This window comes from Candidatus Caccoplasma merdavium, assembly GCA_018715595.1.
GTDB lineage: Bacteria > Bacteroidota > Bacteroidia > Bacteroidales > UBA11471 > Caccoplasma > Caccoplasma merdavium.
Map to the genome: position 1 here is coordinate 56,122 of DVLI01000017.1, position 25,571 is coordinate 81,692.

The following is a 25,571-nucleotide window of genomic DNA, read 5'->3' on the forward strand; positions in this document are numbered from 1 at the left end:
AATTTACCGATATGAAGAAGACACACATATATTTACTTGCGTCCGTTCTTACTTTCTCGGCTGTGTCGTGCGAAGACTGGATGAATGTCGACCCTGCCGGCCAACAGAACGCGACCAATTACTGGGCTAACGCCGGTGAGGTGGAAGCCGTCCTCGGTACAGCCTACCGCAACATGCGTACGGCTGTGACCAATCGCACCTATATCAATTGGGGCGAGATGCGCGGCAACGGTCTCGGCGTGCTCGAAACCAGTGCTTATGATATCCGTACGGGCGATATTCTGCCCTCGAACTCCCTTTGCAAGTGGGCCGACCTTTATAACGTTATCGGCATGGCCAACTCCGTTATCGACTATGCCCCCACTGTTGTGGAGAAAGACGCCTCTTTTACCGAAGGCGAGATGCGTTCCATTGTGGCCGAAGCACATTTCTTGCGTGCTCTCAGTTACTTGACTCTTGTGCGCACTTTCAAAGATGTGCCCTATGTCACCCACTCTTACGTGACCGATGATGCCGATTTCTGGCTTCCCAAGACCGACGGTGATTCCATTCTCCGTGCGGAGTTGGCTCTCATGCAGCCCTATCTCGAAAACGCCCGCGAATTTTTCCCCGACGAGACCGACAACAAGGGCCGTGCCACACGCTGGGCTCTCTATACCGTGATGGCCGACATGTATCTGTGGCTTAGTGCTTCGGACTATGATAGCGGCAATTCGGCCACCGACTTGCAGAATTGCATCGATTGTTGCGATGCCGTTATCAATTCGGGCCGCGTGGGTCTTATCGACGGTTCGCTCTGGTTTACCAATTTCTTCCCCGGTAACAGCAACGAGAGCATTTTCGAGCTGCAATTCTCCAATCCTCTTGCACAGACCAACTCGTTTATGTCGTGGTTTGGCGGTACCGATGAAGCCCTTACGGCCTCTTCGGGTCAGTATTACTACGTAAGCACCGTCAGTCTCTTCCGTTTTGTCTCATGGCTCACTCCCGGTGATGTGCGTGGCGATGGTGCCTCGTATGCCTCTACCACTTCGACCGTTCCCCAATCAACCGTATGGAAGTATTATGGTAGTGATACACAGAATACGGCTCGTAACGATACAGAGAACGACCAGAACTGGATTATCTATCGTTTGGCCGAAGTATATCTCATGAAGGCCGAGGCTCTTGCTTTGCAAGGTGACCTTGACGGTGCACTTGCCGCTCTTAACGAAGTACGTGAGCGTGGCGGCAGCGAAGCCCTCGAAAGAGCACAATACGGTAGCAAATATGCCGTTATCCAAGCCATCATCAACGAGCGCAGTATAGAGTTCCTTGGAGAAGCCAAGAACTGGTATGACCTCCTGCGCACCGGATTGCGTTATCAGGATCCCGAATTCGGTACGCTTTATCAGCAACTCTTCTTCGACGAGACTGTCAACGGACTCCCGTCGGTGTCGGCTGCCCTTGTTCGTTCCAAGTTGAGACGCAACATCCCTTACTCGTGGTATCTGCCTATCCATACCGATGAATTGGCTGCCAACCCCAGTTTGGTACAAAATCCGGCTTATGCTAACTTAGGTGAATAATCATAGAAATGCAATATCTTATGAAACATAAAATTTTATATTTGTGCGTAGCTGTGGCGGCGATGTTCTCGGCCTGCGGCGACGACCTCGAAGACTCGACGTTCTCGATTACCGAGGAAGTTCCTGCCGCCACCTGGTTGCAAGAGAACGGATATACCCAGTGGGTGGCCCTTCTCAACCACACCAATATGTTCAGTACCATCAACCTCAATGTGGGTGACTACACCTTGTTCGTGCCCGACAACGAGGCTGTAAACAAGTACCTCGCCGCCAACGGTTACGGTTCGGTGCAGGATATCGACCCCGCTTACGGCCAGTATCTGGTGAAATACCACACCATAGCCGGTAACCAATACAGCCAGGTCGATTTCTCCAACGACGTTTTGCCCGACACCACGGCCACCGGCGACCGCCTCTCGGTGACTTTCAATGAGAATGGCGATTACTTCGTCAACGAAGAAGCCCAAATCACTTCGTTCGACATCGCGACGACCAATGCCACCGTGTTTATCATGAACGGCGTGCTTACTCCCATTACCGAGTACATCTATGACCGTCTCGAAGACAATGCCGATTGGAGCCTCTTCAAGGAGTTGCTCGATGCTACCGGCCTCAGCCCGCTCGTGTCGTCGACTTCCGGCCGTGCTGCCTCCTACACCTGTCTCGTGGTTCCCAATAGCGTATTCGACGCTTCCGCCATCAGCAGCCTTGCGGCCTTGGCCGATACCCTCGATGCCGGGCAGAATACCGCAGCATGGAAAGAAACCGAAAACCCCATGTACCGTTATGCTGCTTATCATTTGATTTCGTCGTCACATGCTACCGGTAGCATCGTTGTTGCAGATACCGCTTCGTCGACCAGTGCCGCCACCGTGCTTGCCACCCTTGCCGAGGCTTCCTACATCGAATTCCAGGATATCGACGGCCAACTCTACATCAATTATGATACCCTCACTCAAACGGGTGCAACCTGGGGCGAAGTAACCGACCTTGTGTGCCGCAACGGTGTAATTCACGAAGTCTCGACCCCGCTTTACATCAAGGCTCCTACCAACGTGCCCACGACTACTTTCGAAGTGACCGACTTCTCGATTCTTGAAACCGAAATCTCGGAATACCGTCTCGGTTCGCTTACCGCTGAGTATGTCGAAGACCTGTCGGATTTGCGTGAAAAGTACGGCTCCGGTTTCTGCTACGACTGGACCAGCTACTTGTCGTCGAGCGGCTTCAGATGCGTCTCGTATTATGTGGGGACATCGACCGATACCGTGGGACTTTATTTCACCAACCATGATGCCCTGTTGCTCAATCTCGGACAATATGGTTACATCGATATGCAGACCCCGAGTCTTGTGGCCGACTCTACTACCTATTCGGTAGGTCTCAGCTTCTACAACACGGCAGCCTCTTCGGCTTCGGGACGTTTCACCGTTTACATCGACGATGTGGAAGTGGGCTCGCTGACCACCCAGGGCGGTACGGCTCCCGAACGTTTCAAAGATGTCTCTCCCAAACCCGAAGAATGGGTGGCCATTCCCGATGCCGATAATGGTGAGTATATTGTGGGCGAAGTGACCTTTGCCACCACCGGCCGCCATACCTTGCGCATTGAAGACAACGAAGGTTCTACGCTTTATCTCGATTATGTTCTGTTCACTCCTAAAAAATAAAAGCAATGAGAATTATGAAAAAAGCTGCATTCATTCTTTCGCTTGCCGTCTGCGCCCTTTGGGCTTGCAACGACAATTGGGATGATTACTACAAAGGATCATCTTCCACTGGGAGTGTCGATACGGCTACCACGGTGCTTGACTGCTCCCTCATAGAATTTTTCCAAACCCATGACGAGTATGCCGATTTCTATAAGCTCCTCCAAGACGTGGGAGCGATGTCATCGCTCGAAGCCGACCAGGAACTTACTGTCTGGGCTGTTGATAACCAAGGCGTGCAAACAGCCATGACCGACGGCTCGTCGCTGGTAGATTTGAACCTCGATACCACCCGTGTGTTGTATCATGTCAACTACCTCTCGTTCAACCGCAACCAGTTCAAAGACGGCGCCCGCCTCAAAACGCTCAACGGCATCTACATTCAGATTGCCGTCGACGAGCAGGGCGAGATATATGCCAACGACGCCAAAGTGGTGAAAACTTACCGCATGAACAACGGCGTGGTGCATGTCATCGACCACATGATGTCGGCCCGTATGAACCTCTATGCCTACATCGAGCAACTCTCTGACGAGTATAGCATGTATCGCGACTCGATTATCCTCAAGGCCAGTGTCGAGCAATTCTCGCCCGAGAGCTCTACGCCCATCGGTGTCGATATGACAGGTAATACCCTCTACGATTCAGTGTTCGTTGTCTACAACCCCTTGTTCGATACCGTACGGATCAATTCCGAGTTCCAGCAATTCACCTGCTTCGTCCCCAGTGATGAAGTGATCCGTGACTGCTATCGCAAGATGAACGAGACTTGTCAGGCTATCGGTCGCCAGTTGGCCGAAAATCCGCCTTATCCCGATTATCCGTATTTGGGTTCGGCCGAACTTTCTCTGGCCAATGAGTGGATAAAGAGAGCTACCATTTACAACGGAACCCTCTCGGCCGAAGAAGCCTCGCAAGACGATATCTACTCGGCTTATAACAAGCAGTGGAAAAATACCGACCGTGACGGCAATGCCGTGCAGGTCATCGATACCGAAAATCCCGTGGAACTCTCCAACGGTCGTGTTTACATGGTACAAGACCTGAAAATCCCCAACAACGTCATCATTACCCGTCTGAAACAATTCCTCTACCACTACGGCAAGATTGCTTCGGCCGACACGACCAACCTCTACTTCTGCATCCGCGGCGAAGTGCCCGACGGTTTAGGTCCCTCTCGCCAAGATGAAATTCCTTCGCTTGTGGTACAAGCCGGTTATGATTCTCCCGCATGGGCCGAACACGGACCTTATTCGCACTTCGAGGAGAATGACAAAGGTAATCCCTGTTATGTCGTTCTGCACATTGCCAAGGACGAAGAAAGCACCGAGCCTTTCACCCTTTCTTTCACCCCGATAGTTCCTACTGGAATGAGTTCTGTGGCCCAGTATTTGATTCCGGCCGGCGAATATAACCTCCACTTGGGTAACCAAGCCTCGGGTAGCGGTGTGGGTAATGTCTATTTCGCAACGGCCGAGCTCGGCGAAAACGGTTATCCCTATTTCGACCCCAACGATCCCAACTTTGCTACTGCTCCGGCAAGCAACGATTGTGACGTTGCTCTTAAAGGCAAGGGTTATGTTCGTGTCGGATCCAACATTAACTTCTCGCTCGCTTCGCCGTGGAACTACGACCGGCGCGGTGGCGGCGGTATGGCACAGTATTCGAGCGGCAACTCCCGCTGGAATGAGAATGGAGGTCTGGTAGGTCCTGTTACCGTCGAAGGAGAACCCGGTACCATGCAATCGGTCCGCATCAAGATAGAACTTACCAGCGGTACCCGCATGCGTTTCTTCCACTGGTGCCTCGTTCCTACCGAGAATAATTATTGATATCAAACACACAATACGATATGAAAAAACTTAGAAACATATTTCTGCTCCTGTTGATTGCCGCGGTGTCGCTGCCCGCAGTCGCTCAGCGCACTTACACAATCACAGGTACGGTGGTAGACCCCTATGACGGGTCTCCCATCGAAGGAGCCGTTGTTTCGGCTACTAATTTGGGACAATCGGTCACGACCGATGCCAACGGTACGTTTAAGGCCGAGCTTTCAAGCCTTAAAGGAGAATTGAATGTTTGGTATCCCGGTTATTACACCAAGGTGATTCCCGTGAACGGGCGTACCTCTTTCTCGGTTATCCTCATTCCCGAGGACAAATACGGTTACACCGATTATGTGCTCACGCCCAATGCCGTAACTCCCGGCCAGGACAAAAACACGAATACCTACTCGCGTCAAAGCAAGGACTTCACGGCTTCTACGGTCGACGTAGAGAAAACATTCGTCAATATCCCCGGTCTTTATGTCGCTGAAAAGAGCGGTATGCCCGGCGAAGGTTCTTATTTCCAAATCCGCGGTAACCGCACGGCAAATGCCACCGGCATGCCTCTTATCGTGCTCAACGGCCAGCCCTACTTCGGCAGCCTCGATGCCTCGGGTGTCGTGAACGGATATTCGACCAGTTTGTTCAGTGCGCTCAATGCGCAGGATATTGCCAGCGTTTCGGTTCTTAAAGGTGCTGATGCCGCCCAGTATGGCTCTTTGGCTGCCAACGGTGTCATCGCCATCGAGACCGAACGAGCCATCGACCTCGAGACCCAGGTGGAATTCATCGGCCAGTATGGCGTGGACCTCAACCAGTCGAAACTCCCCACACTCAATGTCAAGGACTATAAAAATTATGTATCGGCACTTGGCCTCACCGACGGGTCTTATGAAGACATGGACGATTTGCTCGTAGATTTCCCCTACCTCTCGCAAGACCCCTCGGTCTATGTCAATCCTCATCTTTATACCAACGACACCGATTGGCAGGACGAGATTTATTCGCCGGGCTTCGTTACCGACAATACCTTGAAAATCAAAGGTGGTGACGCTATTGCCAAATATGACCTTTCGGTAGGTTACAAACGTAAGGAGGGTCAGGTGAAAAATACCGACTACAACCGTTATTACGCTCGTTTGAATTCCGATATCAACCTGAGCCGTAACCTTGTCTTCACCTCTTCGCTCTCGTTGGCCTATATCAACAGCAACTTGCAGGAGCAGGGTCTTTCGCGCGAAACCAATCCGCTCCTTGCCGCCCTGCGCAAAGCTCCCATGCTTTCGCCTTATCAAATCGATGACGACGGCAAGATGCTGCCCGAATACGCTCCCGTGCGCAACGATACCGGCCTTGTGGTTACCAACAATGCCGTCTCGAACCCCCTCTCGCTCGTCGACAACGTGCGTGCCAAAAACACCATCTATGACGTGCAGGCGCTCTTCGGCCTCAATGGCAAAATCAAAGACCATTGGACTCTCGGTGTGACGGCCGGCCTTTACTATTACAAGAAAAACGAGTCGGTGTTTATCCCCGGTGTGACCGAGCAAAGCATCATGCCCTTGCAAAACGGTCTGGCCGAGAATACCTCTCGCGATGGTGAAACCGAGTTGCGTAACTTCTATTTCGCCGCCCGTGCCGGTTATGACCAGACATTCTCGGGCATGCACAACCTTAAGGGTTCGCTCGGTGTCCAGTCGGCCATCAACAGTTCCGAGTATGATTATGCACAAGGTATCAACTCGGCCAACGACTACTATTACCTGCTCGGTAATTCCAGTTCGAATGTGGGTCGTGTCGTATCGGGTTACATCGACAAGTTCAACTGGGTGAATATCAACGCCAACCTCAACTATACCTACAACCACTTGGTAGGTGTGGGTGTGACCTTGGCGTCGGACTATGCCTCGTCGTTCGGCAGCGATGCCCCGGCCATGGCGGTGTTCCCCTCGGTCAATGCCGCATTCTATGCCAAGAATGCTCCCGGCGTGCGTGACGTCGACTTCATCAACCAGTTGACCCTCCGTGCCGAGTATGTGACCACCGGTAACAGCCGTTTCTCGTCGAGCCTCAGCAAATATGCCTATTCGCAATCGTCTTTCCGTGCCCTCTCGGGTCTCGTGCGTGCCGGTATCGCCAATACCGACCTCAAATGGGAAACCGACCGTACGTTTGACGTGGGAGTCGATTTCTCCATGTGGAACAACCGCATCGACGCTTCGATCGATTACTACAATGGCAAAACCAGCGACGTGATCATGTTGCGTGGCATCTCCTCTGTATTCGGAACCAGTTCGATGTATGACAACATCGGTACGCTGAAAAACGAAGGCGTTGAAGTAGGATTCCAGTTTGCTCCCGTTTATACCAAGAACTTCCAATGGTACATCGGCGCAACTCTTGCCCATAACAAGAACCGCCTTACCTCACTTGACGGCAATGCCAGCATCATCACCGAGATGAGCGACGGCTCCGCCATCATTTCCGAAGTAGGCCAGCCTTTGTACAGTTTCTACGGTTATGAGACCGCCGGCGTATTCGCCACCGATGAAGAAGCCGCTGCCGCCAACCTCACCACTCCGGCAGGTGTTGCCTTCGGTGCCGGCGACATGCACTTTGTCGACCAGGACGGCAATGGTATCATCGACGAGAAAGACCGTGTGAACCTGGGTAGCGCCGATCCCAAAATTTTCGGTAACATCTACACCACGTTGCGGTACAAAAACTTTGAACTCTCGGTGAACTTCGGTTACAGCCAGGGCAACATGGCCTACAATGCCGTGCGCCGCATCGGCGAGAGCATGAGCGACTATGGCAACCAGCTCTCTTCGACCAACCGCCGCTGGCAAAGCAACGGTGACGTGACGACCATGCCTCGCGCCACCTATGGCGACCCGATGGAAAACAACCGCTTCTCCGACCGTTGGATTGAAGATGCCTCCTACCTCAAACTCAAAGAAATCTATGTAAGCTACAAATTCAATTTCTTGAGAGGTACCACCATCTTTGCTTCGGCCGAGAATGTTTGCACCTTTACCAAGTATCTGGGTCTCGACCCCGAAACTTATTATTCCTACGACTCATCGATGCGCGGATTCGACTATGGAAAGATTTCGCTGCCGCGTTCATTCAAAGTCGGTGTTAAGCTCGAATTCTAACCTCTAAGTGAATTTAAGATTATGAAAAATATCATCAACAAATTTACAGCTGCTATTGTCGCCTCGCTCCTTTTGGTGTCGTGTACCGACGATACCACCGACGTGCTCGACGAAAGCACATATCCCCAGACCATATCCGAGCTTTACGCCGGTTTGTGGGGCTGTGCCTCAACGGTAGCCGATGTGGCCGACCAGGCTTTGATTATCGAGGCGCTCCGCGGCAATTTGGCGCAGCCTACCTCGAATGCCGGTACCGAGTTGTGGGATATTTACGAATACCGCGACCTCAACGGCAATTCTCTTGTCGACCCTGCCGGTTATTACCGCATCATCATGAATGTCAACGATTATGTGGCTCATGTCAATGCATTCCGTCAGGAAAACCCCACCGCCCTCAACTTCGAGGAGATGTATGGCGTTTCTTTCGACATGTATATCTCCACCGCTATCCGTTACAAGGTGTGGGCCTACTTGATGCTGGGCAAAATCTACGGTGAGGCCGTCTATTTCGACGACCCCTTGAAAGAGTACCAGGATATAAAGAACTATCCGACGCTCAACTTCGAACAAATCATCGAGAAATGCATGCAGCTGATGACTACCGGCATGTACGGCGTTGACGGTATGCAGATGACCCGTTGGAGAACATTCCTTTTCCCCTCCACAACCGGTGAAGAAGAAGGTCTGATGCGTTATGACCGTTACCAGTTCACGCCCTATACCCTCTTGGCCGAGCTCTATTTGTGGAAAGCTGCGTTGTCGCCCAATCCCAATGATTACAAGCAGGCCGCCATCAACGCCATGACCGAAATCACCAACGGTGGTTACACCTCGGGCGCAGAGAACTATCTGTTGAGCTTGCGTGGTGCTTATGGCTCAAACTTCAAGAATGCCATACATACTTATTATCGTTGGGAAGATGTAACGATGGCTTCGTACAATCCTCGTGTAGGTGAGTCGAACCGCCTCGAAGATTATGCTTCGAACGTTGCTCCATACAGTTATTATGTCATGCCTACCGATGATGCCAGAGCCCGTTTCGACACCACCTACATCGCCAACAGCGACCAGCAGTACCGCGATAACCGCGGAAGTGGAAGAACCTTTTCAGAGGCAACTCCCGGGCAATATGTCCTGACAAAATGGATTAACGGTTCGTCGCAAACGTCCGAAACCATTATCGCCATTTACCGTGCGTCTAACTTGCATCTCATGCTTTGCGAAGCATTGTCGGGCGTAGCTCGTTTCACGACCGATGAAACTCAACGCCATGCCCTTATCGAGGCCGCCTTGGCCCTCATCAATGGCGGTATAGGTTCTTATTGGAACGCCTCGACCGGTGCGTATGCCGAAGATTCTTGCTTCGATATACTCTATGACATATTCGGTAAGGGCAGTACGGCATCTCCTTATTTGGCCAACCTCTACCGGGGCGGCACCCACGAAAATAGTGCGTCGCAATACATCAACCGCGGCGTGCGCGGGCGTGTCGACATGCTCTATGTGGGCGACAGCATTTTGGTGAAAGACGAGTTGACCAACGATTATCTCTATACTCCCGAACAGCAGTGCTGGAAACTCGATTCGCTCATCGCCGAAGAGAATTTCTTCGAGCTTTCGGGTGAAGGCCACGTCATGTTCACGATGCACCGCATCAAACGTTCTTATGCCGGAGCACACGATGACTTCTTCATCGATTGGATGGCCGGCGGCCGTGCCGCTGCGGCCGGTGCCTTGGCCAGTGAAGACGGTTGGTTCGTCGGGTATGACTTGAAAGGTAACTGATGCCGGTTGTCATCATCTGAGTACAGTGACCGAAGCAAGTATCTTCCTGCTTCGGTCACTTGTGTTTTTTTGAAATCCCAATAAACTTTTTTTTACATTATGCGTATATCTCGTTTATTCTTTTCGGCGCTGTTGGCTGCTGCCTGCCTTGTTCCCGCTCAGGCACAGCTCTTCACTTCTTCCGACTCGAAGCGCACCGCTCCCGGCCAAAGCCGCACGTTGCGTTATCAGCCCGACGGGGAAGATTTTGTCATCGTCAACGGCAATCGCAAGTTTACGCGGGCACTGTATGGTTCCAATACCGGCTTCCGCCTCGAAACAAGCGACGTGCCCGAGTTTGCCCTTTACATGCCCCGCATGGGCGGAAACCTCTCTCTCGGAGTTATCGTAGGCGAGAAAAGCCTGTGGCTCAACAACGCCGAGCGCATCGAGGCTCGTTACAGTGCGGGACGTCGCATCTACACCATTACCGACCCGCTTTTGGAAAATGGTTCGCTCGTGATTACGGCGTTGGCCCTGTATGAGGCCGACGGTATGATGCTCCAAGTCGAAGGCCGCAAGCTCCCGTCGGGAACCCAACTCGTCTGGCTCTATGGCGGAGCCACCAACAAACGGTTCAGCCGCGAAGGCGACATGGGAGTCGATGCACCCGATTGTTTCGACCTCAAAGCCGACTATTGCACCAATAACGTCTACCGCCTGCGTCAAGACGGATTCGATATTTGGTATGGAACCTCGCGCGAGACGATACAGGAGTTCCTGGCCGGCAAGAATCCCGAGACCGGCAAGAATCCGGTGTGTCACCTTACGGCACTTGTCCCCGACGGAGCCTCTCAGTTGGTGGGCGATGCCACGGCTCGCACCACTCCGCTGGCATTGCGGCAAGCTCCTGCTTCCGATAAATATCCCGTCGTGTCGGGAACCGTTGCCTTGGGCAAGAAACCGGCCTACATAGCGATATACAATCCCGAGACCGCACCTTCGTCATGGAGCTATGACGACTTGGCGGCATGTTACGACCGTGCCGACAAGAGCCGTGCCGAAGTCGCTTCGACGGTGAAAATAACCACCCCCGACCCCTATTTCAACACCCTTGGGCCGGCATTGAGCCTGGCCGCCGACGGTATTTGGGATTCGTCATACAAGGTGTGGATGCATGGCGCCATTGGTTGGCGCATGCCGCTCAACGGTTGGCGCGCCGCTTATACGGGCGATGCCATCGGTCGTCATGACCGCGCCCGTGAACACTTCGACGGGTATGCGGCTTCGCAAGTGACCGATGTAGAGCCGGTCTTGCCGCACCCGGCACAAGACAGTGCCCTCAACTTGGCCCGTTCGTTGAAGAAGTGGGGAACCCCCATGTATAGCAACGGTTACATCTCCCGCTATCCCAACCGCAAGAACGTCATGCACCATTATGACATGAACCTTTGCTACATCGACGAACTCCTGTGGCACTTCAACTGGACGGGCGACATGGACTATGTGCGTCGCATGTGGCCGGTGTTGACGGCTCATCTCGCTTGGGAGAAACGTAATTTCGACCCCGACGACGACGGCCTCTATGATGCCTATTGCTGTATATGGGCCAGCGACGCGCTCCAATACAACAGCGGCGGTGTCACCCATTCGTCGGCCTACAATTACCGCGCCAATAAAATGGCTGCCGAGATTGCCGAAAAGATAGGAGAGGACCCTGCTCCTTATCGCCAGGAAGCCGAGAAGATACTCCAAGCCATCAACAACAACCTGTGGCTTGCCGACAAGGGGCATTGGGCCGAGTACAAGGATTTCATGGGATTGAAGCGGGTGCACCCCGATGCTGCCATCTGGACGGTGTACCATGCCATCGACTCTGAGATTCATGACGACTTCCAGTCGTGGCAGGCCACCCGTTATGTCGATACCGAGATTCCTCATGTCCCGGTTATCGCCGAGGGTCTCGACCGGGACGATTATGCGACGATAGCCACGACAACCTGGTTGCCCTATGTGTGGTCGATCAACAATGTGGCTTTTGCCGAGGTGATGCACACCGCTTTGGCTTACTGGCAGAGCGGTCGCAGCGACGAAGCCTTCCATCTCTTCAAGAGTTCGATTCTCGACGGCATGTATCTCGGCGGCAGTCCCGGAAACTTCGGTCAGATAAGTACCTATGATGCGGCTCGCGGAGAGTGTTACCGTGACTTCGGCGACCCGGTGGGTGTCGCATCGCGGGCTCTTGTGCAAGGTCTTTTCGGAATCCTCCCCGACATGATGAACGATCGGGTCGTGTTGCGTCCCGGATTCCCCTCGGAATGGGAATCGGCTTCGTTCGAGACCTCCGATATTACCTATGACTTCAAACGAAAAGGCAACAAGGATACCTATAAAGTACAACTCCGCTTCGAGCGTCCTGCCACATTGTCTTTGCAAATAAAGGCTCGACGCGATAAAATCGCGTCGGTGAAGGTCAACGGCAAGAAAACCTCCTGGTCGCTGAAAGAGAACAGTGTGGGTGTGCCTCAAATCGAGATTGTTGCCCAACCGGCACCGTCGAATAAAATCGAAATCGTCTGGGCCGGCAAGCCCCTGTCTCAGCCCGAGTATGACACCTTGGCTGTCGTTGGCTCGCGATGGAAACTCTCCTTGCCATTGAGCGCACGGCTCATGGAGGTGCGTGATGAGCAGAAGCTCCTTTCCCAAACCCGCTGGGAGGCTCATTCCCTTTCGGCCGTTATCCGTGAGAATTTGGGCGAACGCACCCTTTTCCTCAAATTGGTTCAGGGAGATATGGCGTGGTGGCAACCGGTTCCCGTTACCGTGACACAGCCGGTGACGCTGGCTTCTTCGACGACCGAGGGATATGCCCTCTCTTTCGCCTTGGCCAACCACACCGATAAACCTCTCGCGCTGAGATGCCTTGTCAATCCCGGACGTCATGAGTATGAGCAGGTGGTCGAAATCCCTGCCCACGGCGTGTCGGCCGAGGTACTTGTCCCGGCCTCGTGCGCCGAACCGGGCAGCAACACCCTGATAGCCTACGATGCTAAAAATCAGGAGATGGCCCGTTTCAACTGCATCAACTGGGAGGTGAAAAATTCCCACACGTTGCGTTATGAGACGGTCGACCTCGACAGTAGTATGAACGCCCGGGTGACCGATATTTTCGAAAACCGCTACTTGTCGCCGCGTTCACCCTACACGACGTTGCAAGTACCGGCACAAGGTATCGGTGAGTGGTGTCACCCAAAAGCCTTTGCCGAAATCGATGACAGCGGATTGTGCCGTGTCGCCTCGGGCGATGTGCTCGATACCCCGATGGGTGTTCCTTTCCGTGTGAAACAAGACACGACGGCCCGCAATATCATCTTTACCACGCGTTGGGACAATTATCCCGACTCGGTAAGCGTGCCCCTTTCGGGAAAAGCCTCCCGGGCCTACCTGCTCATGGCCGGTTCGACCAACCACATGCAGTGCCACATGACCAACGGGCTGGTAACGGTTACTTATACCGACGGTACGACGTCGACCCTACCGCTCATCAATCCCGAGACCTGGTGCCCCATCGACCAGGACTTCTATGTCGACGGCCAGGCGTTCCGTCTCCAAGCACCGCGTCCCTACCGCGTCCTCTTGAAGAGCGGAATCATTACCCGCGATGTGGAGTCTCTCCTCAAATTCCGGGGAGCCGATGGCCGTAACATTCCCGGTGGAGCTGCCGTGATACTCGATTTGCCGCTCGATGCCACCCGCACGTTGCAAAGCCTGACGCTCTCGGCCGTGTCGACCGAAGTGGTGATAGGGCTCATGGCTGTTACGCTCGAACGATAATCGTTTTTTTAACAACTCTTATCGTGATGCACTGTTAAATTTAATGCGATATTCGTATCTTTGAGCACAAAAAGAGGGAGCATACAGAGATTTATCTCTCGTATCTTCCTCTTTTTGAGTGTTTTTTATAAACGAGATACGAAAAGACAAACCATTAAAAATAAACCGATATGATGAAGAATTTCATGAAAAAGCTCTTCTTTGCAGCTGTTCTGCTGGCTCCTGCCGTGCTCTCGGCCCAGCAACCGCTCAAAGAAACCCTTGACCCGGCTATCCGTATGGGAAAGCTCGACAATGGTCTTACTTACTATATCTGCCATAACGAACTGCCCGAGAACCGGGTTGAGTTTTACATCGCGCAGCGTGTAGGTTCTATTCTCGAAGAGGAGCACCAGCGCGGCTTGGCCCACTTCCTCGAACACATGGCCTTTAACGGTACGACCCATTTCCCCGGGAAAAATATCATCAACTATCTCGAAAACAATGGCGTGAAGTTCGGCGCCAACCTCAATGCCTATACCTCTATCGACGAGACGGTCTACAACATCTCTGATGTACCCGCACGCGAAGGGTTGGTCGATTCCTGCTTGCTCATTCTGCACGACTGGGCATCGGGAATTCTGCTCGAAGACGATGAAATCGATGCCGAACGCAAGGTCATTCACGAAGAGTGGCGCACGAGAAGTTCTGCCAATTTGCGTATGCTCGAAGCCGTATTGCCGGCCATCTACCCCGACAGCAACCGTTATGCCTATCGCATGCCCATCGGTTTGATGGAGGTGGTCGATAATTTCCCTTACCAGGCTATTCGTGACTACTATCACAAGTGGTACCGTCCCGATTTGCAAGGTATTATTGTTGTGGGAGACATCGATGTCGACAAGGTAGAGACCAAAATCAAAGAGTTGTGGAAAGATGTTCCCGCTCCGGTGAATGCCGCCAAGAGAGAATATGTGCAAGTGCCCGACAATGACCAGCCCATCGTTTCGGTCGTTTCGGACAAGGAATCTCTTACCAACACCCTGCGCATCGCCTTCAAGCAACCCGAGGGTGTCGATGCCAATAAGATGACCGTCGAAGGAGCCCGTCAAGATTTGGTCCGCTCTCTCATTTCCATGATGATCAGCACCCGTTGCAGCGAACTGGCGCAACTCGAAAACCCGCCGTTCATCTTGGCCGGCGGCTCTTTTGGTGACTATTACTATTCCCCCACCCGCAAGGCTTATACGCTCATCGCCATCTTCAAGACCGCGCAATGGCGTCAGGCTCTCGATGGGGTAGTAGGTATGGCCAAGCAGGCTTATGAACACGGATTCACCCAGTCGGAACTCGACCGTGCCGTAGCCGAGATGCAATCCTATATGAGTAAATCGTATAACGAACGTGCCACACAGAAAAACTCCGCTTTTGTCGACAAGGCGCTTGCCCACTTCTTGCAGCAAGAACCCCAATTCTCAGAAGAGTATGCCTATGAACTTTACGGAAGCCTGCTTCCCGGTATCTCCCTGCAAGATGTCGATACGACTTTCCGCAGCTTTTTCCCGTCCGATTTCAAAAATCTCTCCATCGTGCTCATGAGCGATGAAAACGAGAACAGCGTCATTCCCTCCGAAGAGGAACTCCTGAATGCTTTCTTCGAAGATTGCAAAGCAGAAACCGAGCCTTACAAGGATGAGCACGAGCAACGTGAACTCATCTCTTCAATGCCTGAGAAAGGCCGCATTGTGAAGACCAAAGAAAATAAACTCTTCGATGCGACCGAGTATGACCTCTCCAATGGGGCAAAGGTGGTTATCAAGACGACCGATTTCAAAGCCGATGAGATAAAGATGTATGCCGTCAGCCATGGTGGCACGACCCTCTTCGACATAAAAGACCGTCCCAATTATTATGTCATGAATTCTCTTGTTTCCCTGGGCGGTATGGGCGATTTCAGCACGATGGAGCTTTCCAAGCAACTCAGCGGTATTCAGGCCAGTGTCTCGGCCAACGTGTCGACCTATACCGAGACGGTTGCCGGCAGCAGTACCATAAAAGATTTTGAGACCATGTTGAAGTTGACCTATTTGCGGTTTACGACCACCCGTGTCGACAGTGCCCGTTACATTGTCTGGAAAGACCGCATGGCCAACTCTCTCAAACTTTCCGAGTCCGACCCCATGCGCCCCATCTCCGATACCGTTACCTATCTTACCTATGGCAACCACGAGCGTGCTCGTCGCTTTACGCAGGCCGATCTCGACAAAGTCGATTATCAGCGGGCTCTCGAACTCTATACCGAGCGTGTGAACAATGCCGCCGACTTCGTATTCATCTTTGTCGGCAACATCGACAAGGAGGCCGCCAAACCGCTCATCGAGCAATATATCGGGGCTCTGCCTTCGACGGGCAAACATGAAAAGGCCAACACCAAGGTGATGCCCAAACAGCGTACCGGCTATCGCGAGTCGATCTTCGACCAGCCGATGGAGACGCCCAAGACCATGGTTTACATCACCTATTCGGGAAAAGAAAAATACAACCTCAAAAATGCCATTGTCATGTCGATGTTGTCGCAGGTAATGCGTACCGTCTACACCGAGACCATTCGTGAAGAGGAGGGCGGAACCTATGGCGTTTCGACATCGGGCAGCATTACCCGCATGCCTCAAAGCGGATTCTCCTATTTGATAGGCTTCGATACCAACCCCGAGCAGGCGGCTTCGCTGGCCGACCGCACCATCGTCGAGTTGAAGAAAGTGGCCGACGAAGGCCCTTCACTCGAAATATTCGACAACATCAAGTCCTATATGCTGAAAGAGTATGAAAGCGGCATCAAGGAGAACAAATACTGGGCTACGACGCTGATCAATTATTACATGTATGACGACGATTTCTATACCGACTATCTCAAAACCTTGAACTCCGTTACGCCCAAAGACGTTCAGAAGATGGCCAAGAAGGTCGTTTCCTCGAAAAATATGATGAAGGTGATTCGCTATGGCGTTTCCCAAGAGAAAGCTGATGTGAAATAACCGTACATCACCTGCGATGAGCAAAGGGAAGCAAAATCTGTTTTTGCTTCCCTTTTTATTTCTCCCCAAAAATCCTATCTTTGGAAATCACGAAGAGTGAGCCGATATACACCGTCTTATTTTTGATAGAGTCTTGGTATGGCATTTACGGTAATAGAAAGTCGAGTCGAGGGAAAATATGGCGATGCATCTCGCTGTGAAGATGCTCTGGTCGTGACCCCCGATTTTGCGGCGGTCATCGACGGCGCGACCAGCAAGGCCCCGCTTGCCTTCGATGGCAAGACAACCGGGCGTTGGGCCGCAGAATTGCTCTCCGGCGTAGTGGCATCGTTGCCTCGCGAAGCAACCCTGTCGCAGTTTGTCGACCGGGCCAACGCCTGTCTCCTGTCGTTTTACCGTAGCCGCCAAATCCTGCAAAAGACGATTTCCGAGCCCGAGTATCGGTTGGCTGCATCGGTTGCCGTGTATAGCGATGCGCGCCGAGAGGTGTGGTCGGTGGGAGACTGTCGGGTGAGCGTTGGAGCGGAAATTTACTCGCATGAAAAATCGGTCGATGTGAGATTGGCCGGGAAACGGGCATCGGCCATCGAATGTTATCTTGCCCGTGGGGGAGAACTCGATGCCCTTCTCGTGCACGATGTGGGGCGAATGGCGATTGCCGACGATTTGCGCCGTCAACTCCGGGCGCAGAACAATCCTTCGCACGATGAGGCTTATGGCGTCATCGACGGATACCCGCCTTACGCTCCCGATGTGCGTTGCTATCAGGTCCCGGCGGTCACGTCGCTGGTCTTGGCGACCGATGGCTATCCGCTTCCGTTGCCGACGCTCTCCGAGGCCGAACGTTACCTCGACGACATCTTGCGCGAAGACCCTTTCTGCTTTCGTCGTTACAAGTCGACCAAGGGGAAGGGGGCGCAGCAATGTTCGTTCGACGACCGTGCCTATTTGCGACTCTTTGTCTCCGGGGAGCCTGCGGCTGATGTCTAATGGGGAAGAGGAAAAGGGAGAACCGTATGTTTACATCGTCTCGGCGCTTTCTTCCTCGGCCGATTTGTGCAGGTGCATACGGAAACGGTCCGACCGCAATACGGTGCGCATGAGCCAGAAGTTGATGGGAAAGATGATGGCCCAAACGGGAACAAGGGCTACTTTTTCGGGAATGCCTATGGCCACGAAAATTTTCAGCGTGACATACTGCATGAGAAAATTGATTGCCTGGCAGAGCGAGAAACGAATGCCGTTCTCAAAATCGACTCTCGTCTTGAACGTGTAGTAGTTGGTTAGGAAAAAGTTGCAGGCGAAACTCACGATAAAGCCCGTGGTGAAGGAGAGGTCGACACTGAAATCGAGATACAGCATGGCATAATATATACCATATAAGATGGCTGTAACGATGGTTCCTGTGATGCAGAAACGAACCACTTCTTTTTTTGTCCTTGGCGCACTCTCTGACATAATGTTTTGAAACATTTCGACAAAGATAGGTATAATAAACGATAAAATGACTTTCTTGTACGATAGTTTATACATATTTTTTTGCAGGTTTTGAGCCTGTCCGAAACAATTTCTGTTTTATAACTGCAACAGCCCGTTTTTTTTGAGTGCAAGAGGGCACAGGAATCCCTATTGCCGGGTGATGACTGGTTGGTCAGACCGACGGCGTTCATTTGATAATAGCCGCGGCAGAGCCTGCCTGCGGTTGCATGAAGTGTCGGCATTCACTCATTGCAGGTTCTTTGGATGGAATCTAAACCGTCCTGCTGTGGCGTGCAATTAAAAATCGGGGCTCATGCCAATCGACATGAGCCCCGATATGCAGAGCGGTGTTATGCGAATTATCCGAGGAATCCCAACAGGATACCGGCAGCAACAGCCGAACCGATAACACCTGCCACGTTCGGGCCCATGGCATGCATGAGCAGGTAATTTGACGGGTCATATTCCAGTCCCAATATCTGTGAAATACGTGCCGAGTCGGGTACGGCCGAGACACCGGCGTTTCCGATAAGCGGGTTGATTTTGTTGTCTTTCTTCAAGAATAGGTTGAAGAATTTCACAAACAACACGCCGGCAGCCGTGGCAATGATAAACGAGATGGCACCGAGAATAAATATCTTCACCGAATTTTCGGTCAGGAATTGTGAAGCTTGGGTCGATGCTCCTACTGTAACACCCAACAATATGGTGATAACGTCGATAAGCGGGCCTCGGGCTGTCTCGGCCAAACGGCGGGTAACGCCACTTTCTTTAAGCAGGTTGCCAAAGAACAACATACCCAGCAGCGGAAGACCCGAAGGCACGAGGAAGCAGGTGAGCAACAGACCCACGATGGGGAAGATGACCTTTTCGGTCTGCGATACGACGCGGGGTGAACGCATGCGGATAAGGCGCTCTTTCTTGGTGGTCAGCAAACGCATGATAGGCGGCTGTATGACGGGGACCAATGCCATGTATGAGTATGCCGAAATGGCAATTGCCCCCATCAAATTGGGTGCCAACTTTGAAGAAAGGAAGATGGCCGTGGGGCCGTCCGCGCCACCGATGATACCGATGGCCGCAGCCTGGCTCGGGTCGAATCCCATGCTCAATGCTATGGCATAGGCACCGAAGATACCGAATTGGGCGGCGGCTCCGATAAGCATCAACTTCGGGTTGGAAATCAATGCTGAAAAATCGGTCATGGCACCGATGCCGAGGAAGATAAGCGGCGGGTACCAACCTTGCACGACACCTTGATAGAGGATATTCAATACCGAACCTTCTTCGTATATGCCCAGTTGCAAGCCGGCATCTTTAAAAGGTATGTTTCCTATGAGGATACCGAATCCTATGGGTATCAGCAACATCGGCTCGAACTCTTTCGCTATGGCGAGGTAGATGAAGAAACACCCGACAAGAATCATGACGAAATTCCCCCACGAAACGTTGGCGAATCCCGTATAGGTGAGAAATTCTTGGATATTCTCCCCTAAAAAACTGATAAATTCTCCTCCCATAAGCCTTATCCGATAATGACGATTTCGGCTCCTTCAAGTATCGAATCGCCTTTATTAACTTTTATTGCTGTAACCTTGCCGTCGTGTGTGGCAGGAATCACGTTTTCCATCTTCATGGCTTCGAGGACTGCCACTTTCTGTCCGGTTTTCACGGTGTCTCCTACATTCACGCACACTTCGAGAATAACTCCCGGCAGCGGAGAACGCACGGCTCCCGACATCGTGGAAATTGCGGGCCGGGATATGACCGGCTCGCCGGCCGCCGTAAGTGGTGCCGACTGGGGACGGGTAAGCGGTTTGATTTGTTTCTTGGCCGGTTTGTCAAGTTCCACCTGATAAGGTGTGCCATTCACCTCGACCGTAGCGATGTTTTCTTCGATGCGGTTGATGTTGACGGTATAGGGGGTTCCGTTGATTTTATATTTAAACTCTTTCATAGTACTGTGTTTTATAATTTGCGTTGGGGAATCTGTCGCAACCCGTAGATTTTGGAACTCCACGGTGAATAGCTACGTTTCACTTGTTTTACGGTGAGAATGGTGTCTTCATAGTCGTGCTCGGCTTCTTGGTACTCATATATGGCCATGGATATTACGGCCAAGACGTCTCCCGATATGCCTGCCTCCTGTTTGGCTTCGGCTATTGTCGAGGCACTACCTGCTTTCACGGCACGGCGGGCGCTCATGCGGATAGCTGTCTTGCCGACCATCTTGAAGAACAGGTACAACACGATGAGGGCTATGAACACGACCATCATGGCTGTTATCGACATGGAAACACCTATGGGGTCTTTTTCTGCAAACTTGTCGACTTTTGGATTGGAATTTTCGACGTAATTTGCAGCCTCGGGCGTCGGGTGTTCCAGTATTTGGCGGTCGAGCATTCCGTCACGGGGCGAACCGAAACTTTGGTCGGCAGCCATGACGGGTACACGTATTTCGTCGATGAGGTTTTTGCCGCCGGCATCATACAATGCGATATAATTTTCTTTCGTGGGGTCGAGTACGAAATTGGTGTGGAACGTCCCGTGATGAGAAAAGCCGTCGGCCCAAATGAGGACAACCTGCCGCGGACCGATTTTTGTTTTGAGGTCACCCTTCGAAATCATGTATTTCTTCGGGTTGTTGGGGTCATTGGTAATATAACACCCAGCCATTTCGACCGTTCCTGCCGAGTTGTTGTAGATCTCAATCCAGGCACCCCGGTTGCCGAACGGGTCGACGTAGTTGCTTACATTGTTGGTAAGCACTTCGTTGATGTGCAGCGCCGAAGTCAGTTGGGCGGGAGCTATGGCAACCGAACAGCAAGCAAGCAACAATAATCCTAATTTCTTTATATTCATCTTATTCCGATTTTAGAAAGGTTATAGAGGAATGTTGCCATGCTTTTTGGCCGGGTTGACTACTTTCTTGGTCTGCAACTGAGCCAATGCGCGGCAGATGCGGAACCGGGTGTTCCGGGGCTCGATGACATCGTCGATATAGCCGTATTTTGCGGCGTTATAGGGGTTGCCGAACAGCTTGGTGTATTCGGCTTCTTTCTCGGCCAAGTAGGCTGCCGGGTCGGCTTGCTCTTTGGCTTCGCGGGCATAAAGCACGGCGACAGCTCCGCTGGCTCCCATCACGGCAATTTCGGCGGTAGGCCATGCGAAGTTCACATCTCCGCGCAACTGTTTGCAACTCATTACGATGTGAGAGCCTCCGTAAGATTTGCGCAGGGTAACGGTTACTTTGGGTACTGTTGCTTCGCCATAGGCATAGAGCAGTTTGGCGCCGTGCCAAATCACGGCATTGTACTCTTGACCCGTTCCGGGCAGGAAGCCGGGCACGTCGACCAGCGAAACAATGGGAATGTTGAAGGCATCGCAGAACCGTACAAAACGGGCTCCTTTGCGCGAAGCGTTGCAATCGAGAACTCCGGCCATCTGGCAAGGCTGGTTGGCGACAATGCCTACCGACTGCCCGTTGAAACGGGCAAACCCGACTATGAGGTTGCGGGCAAAATCGCGGTGTACTTCGAGGAACTCTCCATTATCTACAATGGAGCCGATGACTTCATACATGTCATAAGCCTTGTTGGGCGAGTCGGGAATAATTTCATTGAGGGAATCCTCGATCCTGTCGATGGGGTCGTCGCAAGGTACGATGGGAGCCTCTTCGAGATTGTTTTGCGGAATGAAACTGAGCAGGTTGCGGATAAGTTTGAGACCGTCTTCTTCGGTGTCGACGGCAAAATGGGCCACTCCAGATTTGACGGCATGTACGCTGGCACCGCCCAGTTGTTCGGCGTTCACATCTTCGCCCGTCACGGTTTTCACTACGGCGGGGCCGGTGAGGAACATGTATGATGTGCCTTTGGTCATGAGCGTAAAGTCTGTCAATGCCGGGCTGTAAACAGCGCCACCGGCGCAGGGGCCGAAGATGCCCGAAATTTGGGGTATCACACCCGATGCCAGAATGTTGCGTTGGAAAATCTCGGCAAAGCCGGCCAAGGCGTTGATGCCTTCTTGTATGCGTGCGCCTCCAGAGTCGTTGATGCCGATGCAGGGCGTACCCATCTTCATGGCGAGGTCCATGACTTTGCATATCTTCTGCGCCATGGTTTCGGAAAGGGAACCGCCGTTCACGGTGAAGTCTTGGGCAAAAACATAAACAAGGCGACCATCGATGGTTCCGCTACCGGTTACCACGCCGTCGCCCAGGTAATGTTTCTTTTCCATGCCGAAGTTGTGGCAGCGGTGGGTGACAAACATGTCGATTTCCTCAAAACTGCCTTCGTCAAGGAGCATCGCGATGCGTTCGCGAGCCGTGTATTTGCCTTTTTCGTGTTGTTTGGCGATAGCTTTTTCTCCGCCGCCCAGTCGAGCTTGCTCGCGCAAGGCAATCAGCTCTTTTACTTTTTCAAGTTGATTACTCATATTTTTTCGGTATAATGTTTATTTCTCGGGTTTTTCGCACAGCTCGGTCAGTACGCTGCATGTCGATTTGGGGTGGAGGAAGGCGATGTTGAGACCCTCTGCACCGCGGCGGGGAGCTTGGTCGATGAGTCTCACGCCTTTTTCGGCCACTTCGGCAAGCGCGTTGGCAACGCCATCGGCAACGGCAAAAGCTATGTGGTGGATTCCTTCGCCCCGTTTCTCGATGAATTTGGCAATGGTACTCTCTTCCGAGGTCGGTTCGAGGAGTTCTATTTTAGTGTTTCCTACTTTGAAGAAAGCCGTTTTCACCTTTTGGTCGGCGACCTCTTCTACGGCATAACATTTCAGCCCCAAAATGTTTTCATAATAAGGCAGAGAGTCGGCAATGCTTTTCACGGCAATGCCCAGATGTTCGATATGAGAAAGTTCCATAGTATAAAAAATTAAAGCTCCGCCCCCAGTCTCATCGACACGAAACATAAACGCGGAGTAGGTTTATATAATCTCGTGGCAAAGATAAAAAAATATATTGAACTCCATACTTTTTCTCCAAAAAAGAACGCCTGTTGCCACGACTCTTTTCCCGGGGAGGCTTTTCTCCCGAGCCAATGTCCACACATGGGGAGAACGACTGACAAATCGGCAGCATTTACTGACAAAGATTGGGCAAAAAAATGCTGTCGGCCTGCCAAAAAAATAAAAAACTGCGCATCAAGGTGCTTTGGCACGGGGTTTGACACTCCCGTAGTGTCGCGGTTCGCCGGGCGGCTTCTTCACAGGGCACTCACCGAGAACCAAGACCGGGAAGCAGGCTACCTGCTCCCGCAGAAAAAACCGATTATAAACAATAAAAACTTAGAATAAAATGGGAAAAATCATTGGAATCGACTTGGGAACAACCAACTCTTGTGTTGCCGTTATGGAAGGCAACGACCCGGTTGTCATAGCAAACAGCGAAGGCCGCAGAACAACTCCTTCGATTGTTGCATTCGTAGATGGTGGCGAACGTAAAGTGGGCGACCCCGCCAAACGTCAGGCTATCACCAACCCTACCCGCACGATTTTCTCTATCAAACGTTTCATGGGAGAAAATTACGACCAGGTACAAAACGAAATCGCCCGCGTGCCCTATAAAGTAGTGCGCAGCGATAACAATATGCCGCGTATCGACATCGACGGACGTCTCTATTCGCCCCAGGAAATCTCGGCCATGATTCTGCAAAAGATGAAAAAAACCGCCGAAGACTATTTGGGACAGGAAGTGACCGAAGCCGTCATCACGGTACCTGCCTACTTCAACTACTCGCAACGTCAGGCCACCAATGAGGCCGGTGAGATTGCCGGACTCAATGTGCGCCGTATCATCAACGAGCCTACGGCTGCCGCCTTGGCCTACGGTCTCGACAAGGCCAACAAGGATATGAAGATTGCCGTCTTCGACCTCGGTGGCGGTACGTTCGATATCTCTATCCTCGAATTGGGCGACGGTGTGTTTGAAGTGAAATCGACCAACGGTGATACTCACCTGGGTGGTGATGACTTCGACCACGTCATCATCGACTGGCTGGCCGACGAGTTCAAGGCCGAGGAAGGTGTCGACCTGCGTCAAGACCCCATGGCTCTGCAACGTCTGAAAGAGGCTGCCGAAAAAGCCAAAATCGAATTGTCGAGCTCCACGACGGCCGAAATCAACCTGCCTTATATCATGCCCGTAAACGGTGTGCCCAAACACTTGGTAAAGACGCTTACCCGTGCCAAATTTGAGCAACTCTGCGACAAGCTGATTCAGGCTACCATCGAACCGTGCCGTCAGGCATTGAAAGACGCCGGACTCTCGGCTTCGGATATCGACGAAGTCATTCTCGTCGGTGGTTCGACCCGTATCCCCGCCGTGCAGGCCGTTGTCGAGAAATTCTTCGGCAAGACACCGTCCAAAGGCGTCAACCCCGATGAGGTCGTTGCCGTAGGTGCTGCCATTCAGGGCGGTGTGCTCACGGGCGATGTAAAAGACGTGCTGCTGCTCGATGTCACCCCGCTTTCGCTGGGTATCGAAACCCTCGGCGGTGTGATGACCAAACTTATCGAGGCCAACACCACCATTCCTACCCGCAAGTCCGAAGTCTTCTCGACGGCAGTCGACAACCAGCCTTCGGTCGAGATACACGTCCTCCAAGGCGAACGTTCCATGGCCAAGGACAACAAGACCATCGGCCGTTTCCACCTCGACGGTATCCCCGCTGCTCCGCGTGGCGTGCCTCAAATCGAAGTCACCTTCGATATCGATGCCAACGGTATCCTCACCGTATCGTCGAAAGATAAGGGCACAGGCAAGGAACAAAGCATTCGCATCGAGGCTTCGAGCGGATTGAGCGACGAAGAAATCAAACGCATGAAAGCCGAAGCCAAAGCCAATGCCGAAGCCGACAAGAAGGAAAAAGAGCGTATCGACAAGATTAACCAGGCCGATTCGATGATTTTCCAAACCGAGAAACAGCTCAAAGACCTCGGCGATAAATTCCCGGCCGACAAGAAGGCTACCATCGAGACGGCTCTCAACAAACTGAAAGAGGCTCACAAGGCTCAGGACATTGCTGCCATCGACAGTGCCATGGCCGAGTTGAACAACGCCTTGCAGTCGGCCGCCCAAGACCTCTACAATGCACAAGGCCAGCAACAGGCCGGCGCCCAGAACGCAGGCAATGCACAGGCCGGAGGCAACTCGTCGAACAAAGGCGACGGCGGTGTGACCGATGTCGACTTCGAGGAGGTGAAATAAGACGAA

General features: G+C 52.4%; 15 protein-coding genes. 9 read left to right on the forward strand and 6 right to left on the reverse strand.

The genetic code is table 11. The features are described 5' to 3' along the window. Nucleotides 1-11: 11 nt before the first annotated feature. The 8 genes from IAD09_05110 (at nt 12) to IAD09_05145 (ending at nt 17,863) form a co-directional block, all read left to right on the forward strand. On the forward strand, nt 12-1,568 hold the full coding sequence (locus IAD09_05110; protein ID HIT81599.1) for a RagB/SusD family nutrient uptake outer membrane protein: 1,557 nt from the start codon (nt 12-14) through the stop codon (nt 1,566-1,568). A gap of 20 nt (nt 1,569-1,588) precedes the next feature. Beyond that, nucleotides 1,589-3,238: a fasciclin domain-containing protein gene (locus tag IAD09_05115; protein ID HIT81600.1), complete on the forward strand. Its 1,650-nt coding sequence runs from the start codon at nt 1,589-1,591 to the stop codon at nt 3,236-3,238. 14 nt (nt 3,239-3,252) lie between these two features. Then, nucleotides 3,253-5,109 carry a fasciclin domain-containing protein gene (locus IAD09_05120; protein HIT81601.1) on the forward strand — a complete coding sequence of 619 codons (1,857 nt, stop codon included), beginning with the start codon at nt 3,253-3,255 and terminating at the stop codon, nt 5,107-5,109. 20 nt (nt 5,110-5,129) lie between these two features. Further along, on the forward strand, nt 5,130-8,261 hold the full coding sequence (locus IAD09_05125) for a SusC/RagA family TonB-linked outer membrane protein (protein HIT81602.1): 3,132 nt from the start codon (nt 5,130-5,132) through the stop codon (nt 8,259-8,261). Between the two features lie 21 nt (nt 8,262-8,282). Next, entirely contained in the window at nt 8,283-10,046 is a 1,764-nt protein-coding gene (locus tag IAD09_05130; GenBank protein HIT81603.1) for a hypothetical protein, read from the forward strand. Nucleotides 10,047-10,145: 99 nt separating this feature from the next. Beyond that, complete coding sequence (locus IAD09_05135; protein HIT81604.1) at nt 10,146-13,859, forward strand: DUF4450 domain-containing protein; 3,714 nt, start codon at nt 10,146-10,148, stop codon at nt 13,857-13,859. A 170-nt stretch (nt 13,860-14,029) separates the two neighbouring features. Beyond that, nucleotides 14,030-16,873, forward strand: coding sequence for an insulinase family protein (locus tag IAD09_05140; protein HIT81605.1), 2,844 nt, complete (start codon nt 14,030-14,032; stop codon nt 16,871-16,873). A 138-nt stretch (nt 16,874-17,011) separates the two neighbouring features. After that, nucleotides 17,012-17,863, forward strand: a complete 852-nt coding sequence (locus IAD09_05145; protein HIT81606.1) for a protein phosphatase 2C domain-containing protein — start codon at nt 17,012-17,014, stop codon at nt 17,861-17,863. Between the two features lie 30 nt (nt 17,864-17,893). Here the strand turns inward: IAD09_05145 and IAD09_05150 are convergent, their stop codons facing one another. The 6 genes from IAD09_05150 to mce all read right to left on the reverse strand — a co-directional run bounded on the left by IAD09_05150 (nt 17,894) and on the right by mce (nt 23,221). Further along, a complete protein-coding gene (locus IAD09_05150) occupies nt 17,894-18,331 on the reverse strand; it encodes a GtrA family protein (GenBank protein ID HIT81607.1) in 438 nt (145 codons plus the stop codon). 380 nt (nt 18,332-18,711) lie between these two features. Continuing rightward, on the reverse strand, nt 18,712-19,872 hold the full coding sequence (locus tag IAD09_05155) for a sodium ion-translocating decarboxylase subunit beta (protein ID HIT81608.1): 1,161 nt from the start codon (nt 19,870-19,872) through the stop codon (nt 18,712-18,714). A 5-nt stretch (nt 19,873-19,877) separates the two neighbouring features. Next, on the reverse strand, nt 19,878-20,309 hold the full coding sequence (locus tag IAD09_05160; GenBank protein ID HIT81609.1) for an acetyl-CoA carboxylase biotin carboxyl carrier protein subunit: 432 nt from the start codon (nt 20,307-20,309) through the stop codon (nt 19,878-19,880). Nucleotides 20,310-20,320: 11 nt separating this feature from the next. After that, the gene (locus IAD09_05165) at nt 20,321-21,214 is read right to left on the reverse strand and encodes a lamin tail domain-containing protein (protein HIT81610.1); all 894 of its coding nucleotides are present in this window, start codon (nt 21,212-21,214) and stop codon (nt 20,321-20,323) included. Between the two features lie 21 nt (nt 21,215-21,235). Beyond that, nucleotides 21,236-22,789, reverse strand: coding sequence for an acyl-CoA carboxylase subunit beta (locus IAD09_05170; GenBank protein HIT81611.1), 1,554 nt, complete (start codon nt 22,787-22,789; stop codon nt 21,236-21,238). Nucleotides 22,790-22,807: 18 nt separating this feature from the next. Then, nucleotides 22,808-23,221, reverse strand: coding sequence for a methylmalonyl-CoA epimerase (mce, locus tag IAD09_05175; protein ID HIT81612.1), 414 nt, complete (start codon nt 23,219-23,221; stop codon nt 22,808-22,810). A gap of 433 nt (nt 23,222-23,654) precedes the next feature. On the opposite strand from mce, the gene dnaK reads away from it, so the two are divergent. Further along, nucleotides 23,655-25,565, forward strand: a complete 1,911-nt coding sequence (gene dnaK / locus IAD09_05180; protein HIT81613.1) for a molecular chaperone DnaK — start codon at nt 23,655-23,657, stop codon at nt 25,563-25,565. Nucleotides 25,566-25,571: the final 6 nt, after the last annotated feature.

What these genes read in the sequence shown, in the direction of transcription:
- IAD09_05110 (HIT81599.1), top strand. Translation starts at nt 12, where the DNA reads ATGAAGAAGACACACATATATTTACTTGCGTCCGTTCTTACTTTCTCG.
- IAD09_05115 (HIT81600.1), top strand. Translation starts at nt 1,589, where the DNA reads ATGAAACATAAAATTTTATATTTGTGCGTAGCTGTGGCGGCGATGTTC.
- IAD09_05120 (HIT81601.1), top strand. Translation starts at nt 3,253, where the DNA reads ATGAAAAAAGCTGCATTCATTCTTTCGCTTGCCGTCTGCGCCCTTTGG.
- IAD09_05125 (HIT81602.1), top strand. Translation starts at nt 5,130, where the DNA reads ATGAAAAAACTTAGAAACATATTTCTGCTCCTGTTGATTGCCGCGGTG.
- IAD09_05130 (HIT81603.1), top strand. Translation starts at nt 8,283, where the DNA reads ATGAAAAATATCATCAACAAATTTACAGCTGCTATTGTCGCCTCGCTC.
- IAD09_05135 (HIT81604.1), top strand. Translation starts at nt 10,146, where the DNA reads ATGCGTATATCTCGTTTATTCTTTTCGGCGCTGTTGGCTGCTGCCTGC.
- IAD09_05140 (HIT81605.1), top strand. Translation starts at nt 14,030, where the DNA reads ATGATGAAGAATTTCATGAAAAAGCTCTTCTTTGCAGCTGTTCTGCTG.
- IAD09_05145 (HIT81606.1), top strand. Translation starts at nt 17,012, where the DNA reads ATGGCATTTACGGTAATAGAAAGTCGAGTCGAGGGAAAATATGGCGAT.
- IAD09_05150 (HIT81607.1), bottom strand. Translation starts at nt 18,331, where the DNA reads ATGTCAGAGAGTGCGCCAAGGACAAAAAAAGAAGTGGTTCGTTTCTGC.
- IAD09_05155 (HIT81608.1), bottom strand. Translation starts at nt 19,872, where the DNA reads ATGGGAGGAGAATTTATCAGTTTTTTAGGGGAGAATATCCAAGAATTT.
- IAD09_05160 (HIT81609.1), bottom strand. Translation starts at nt 20,309, where the DNA reads ATGAAAGAGTTTAAATATAAAATCAACGGAACCCCCTATACCGTCAAC.
- IAD09_05165 (HIT81610.1), bottom strand. Translation starts at nt 21,214, where the DNA reads ATGAATATAAAGAAATTAGGATTATTGTTGCTTGCTTGCTGTTCGGTT.
- IAD09_05170 (HIT81611.1), bottom strand. Translation starts at nt 22,789, where the DNA reads ATGAGTAATCAACTTGAAAAAGTAAAAGAGCTGATTGCCTTGCGCGAG.
- mce (HIT81612.1), bottom strand. Translation starts at nt 23,221, where the DNA reads ATGGAACTTTCTCATATCGAACATCTGGGCATTGCCGTGAAAAGCATT.
- dnaK (HIT81613.1), top strand. Translation starts at nt 23,655, where the DNA reads ATGGGAAAAATCATTGGAATCGACTTGGGAACAACCAACTCTTGTGTT.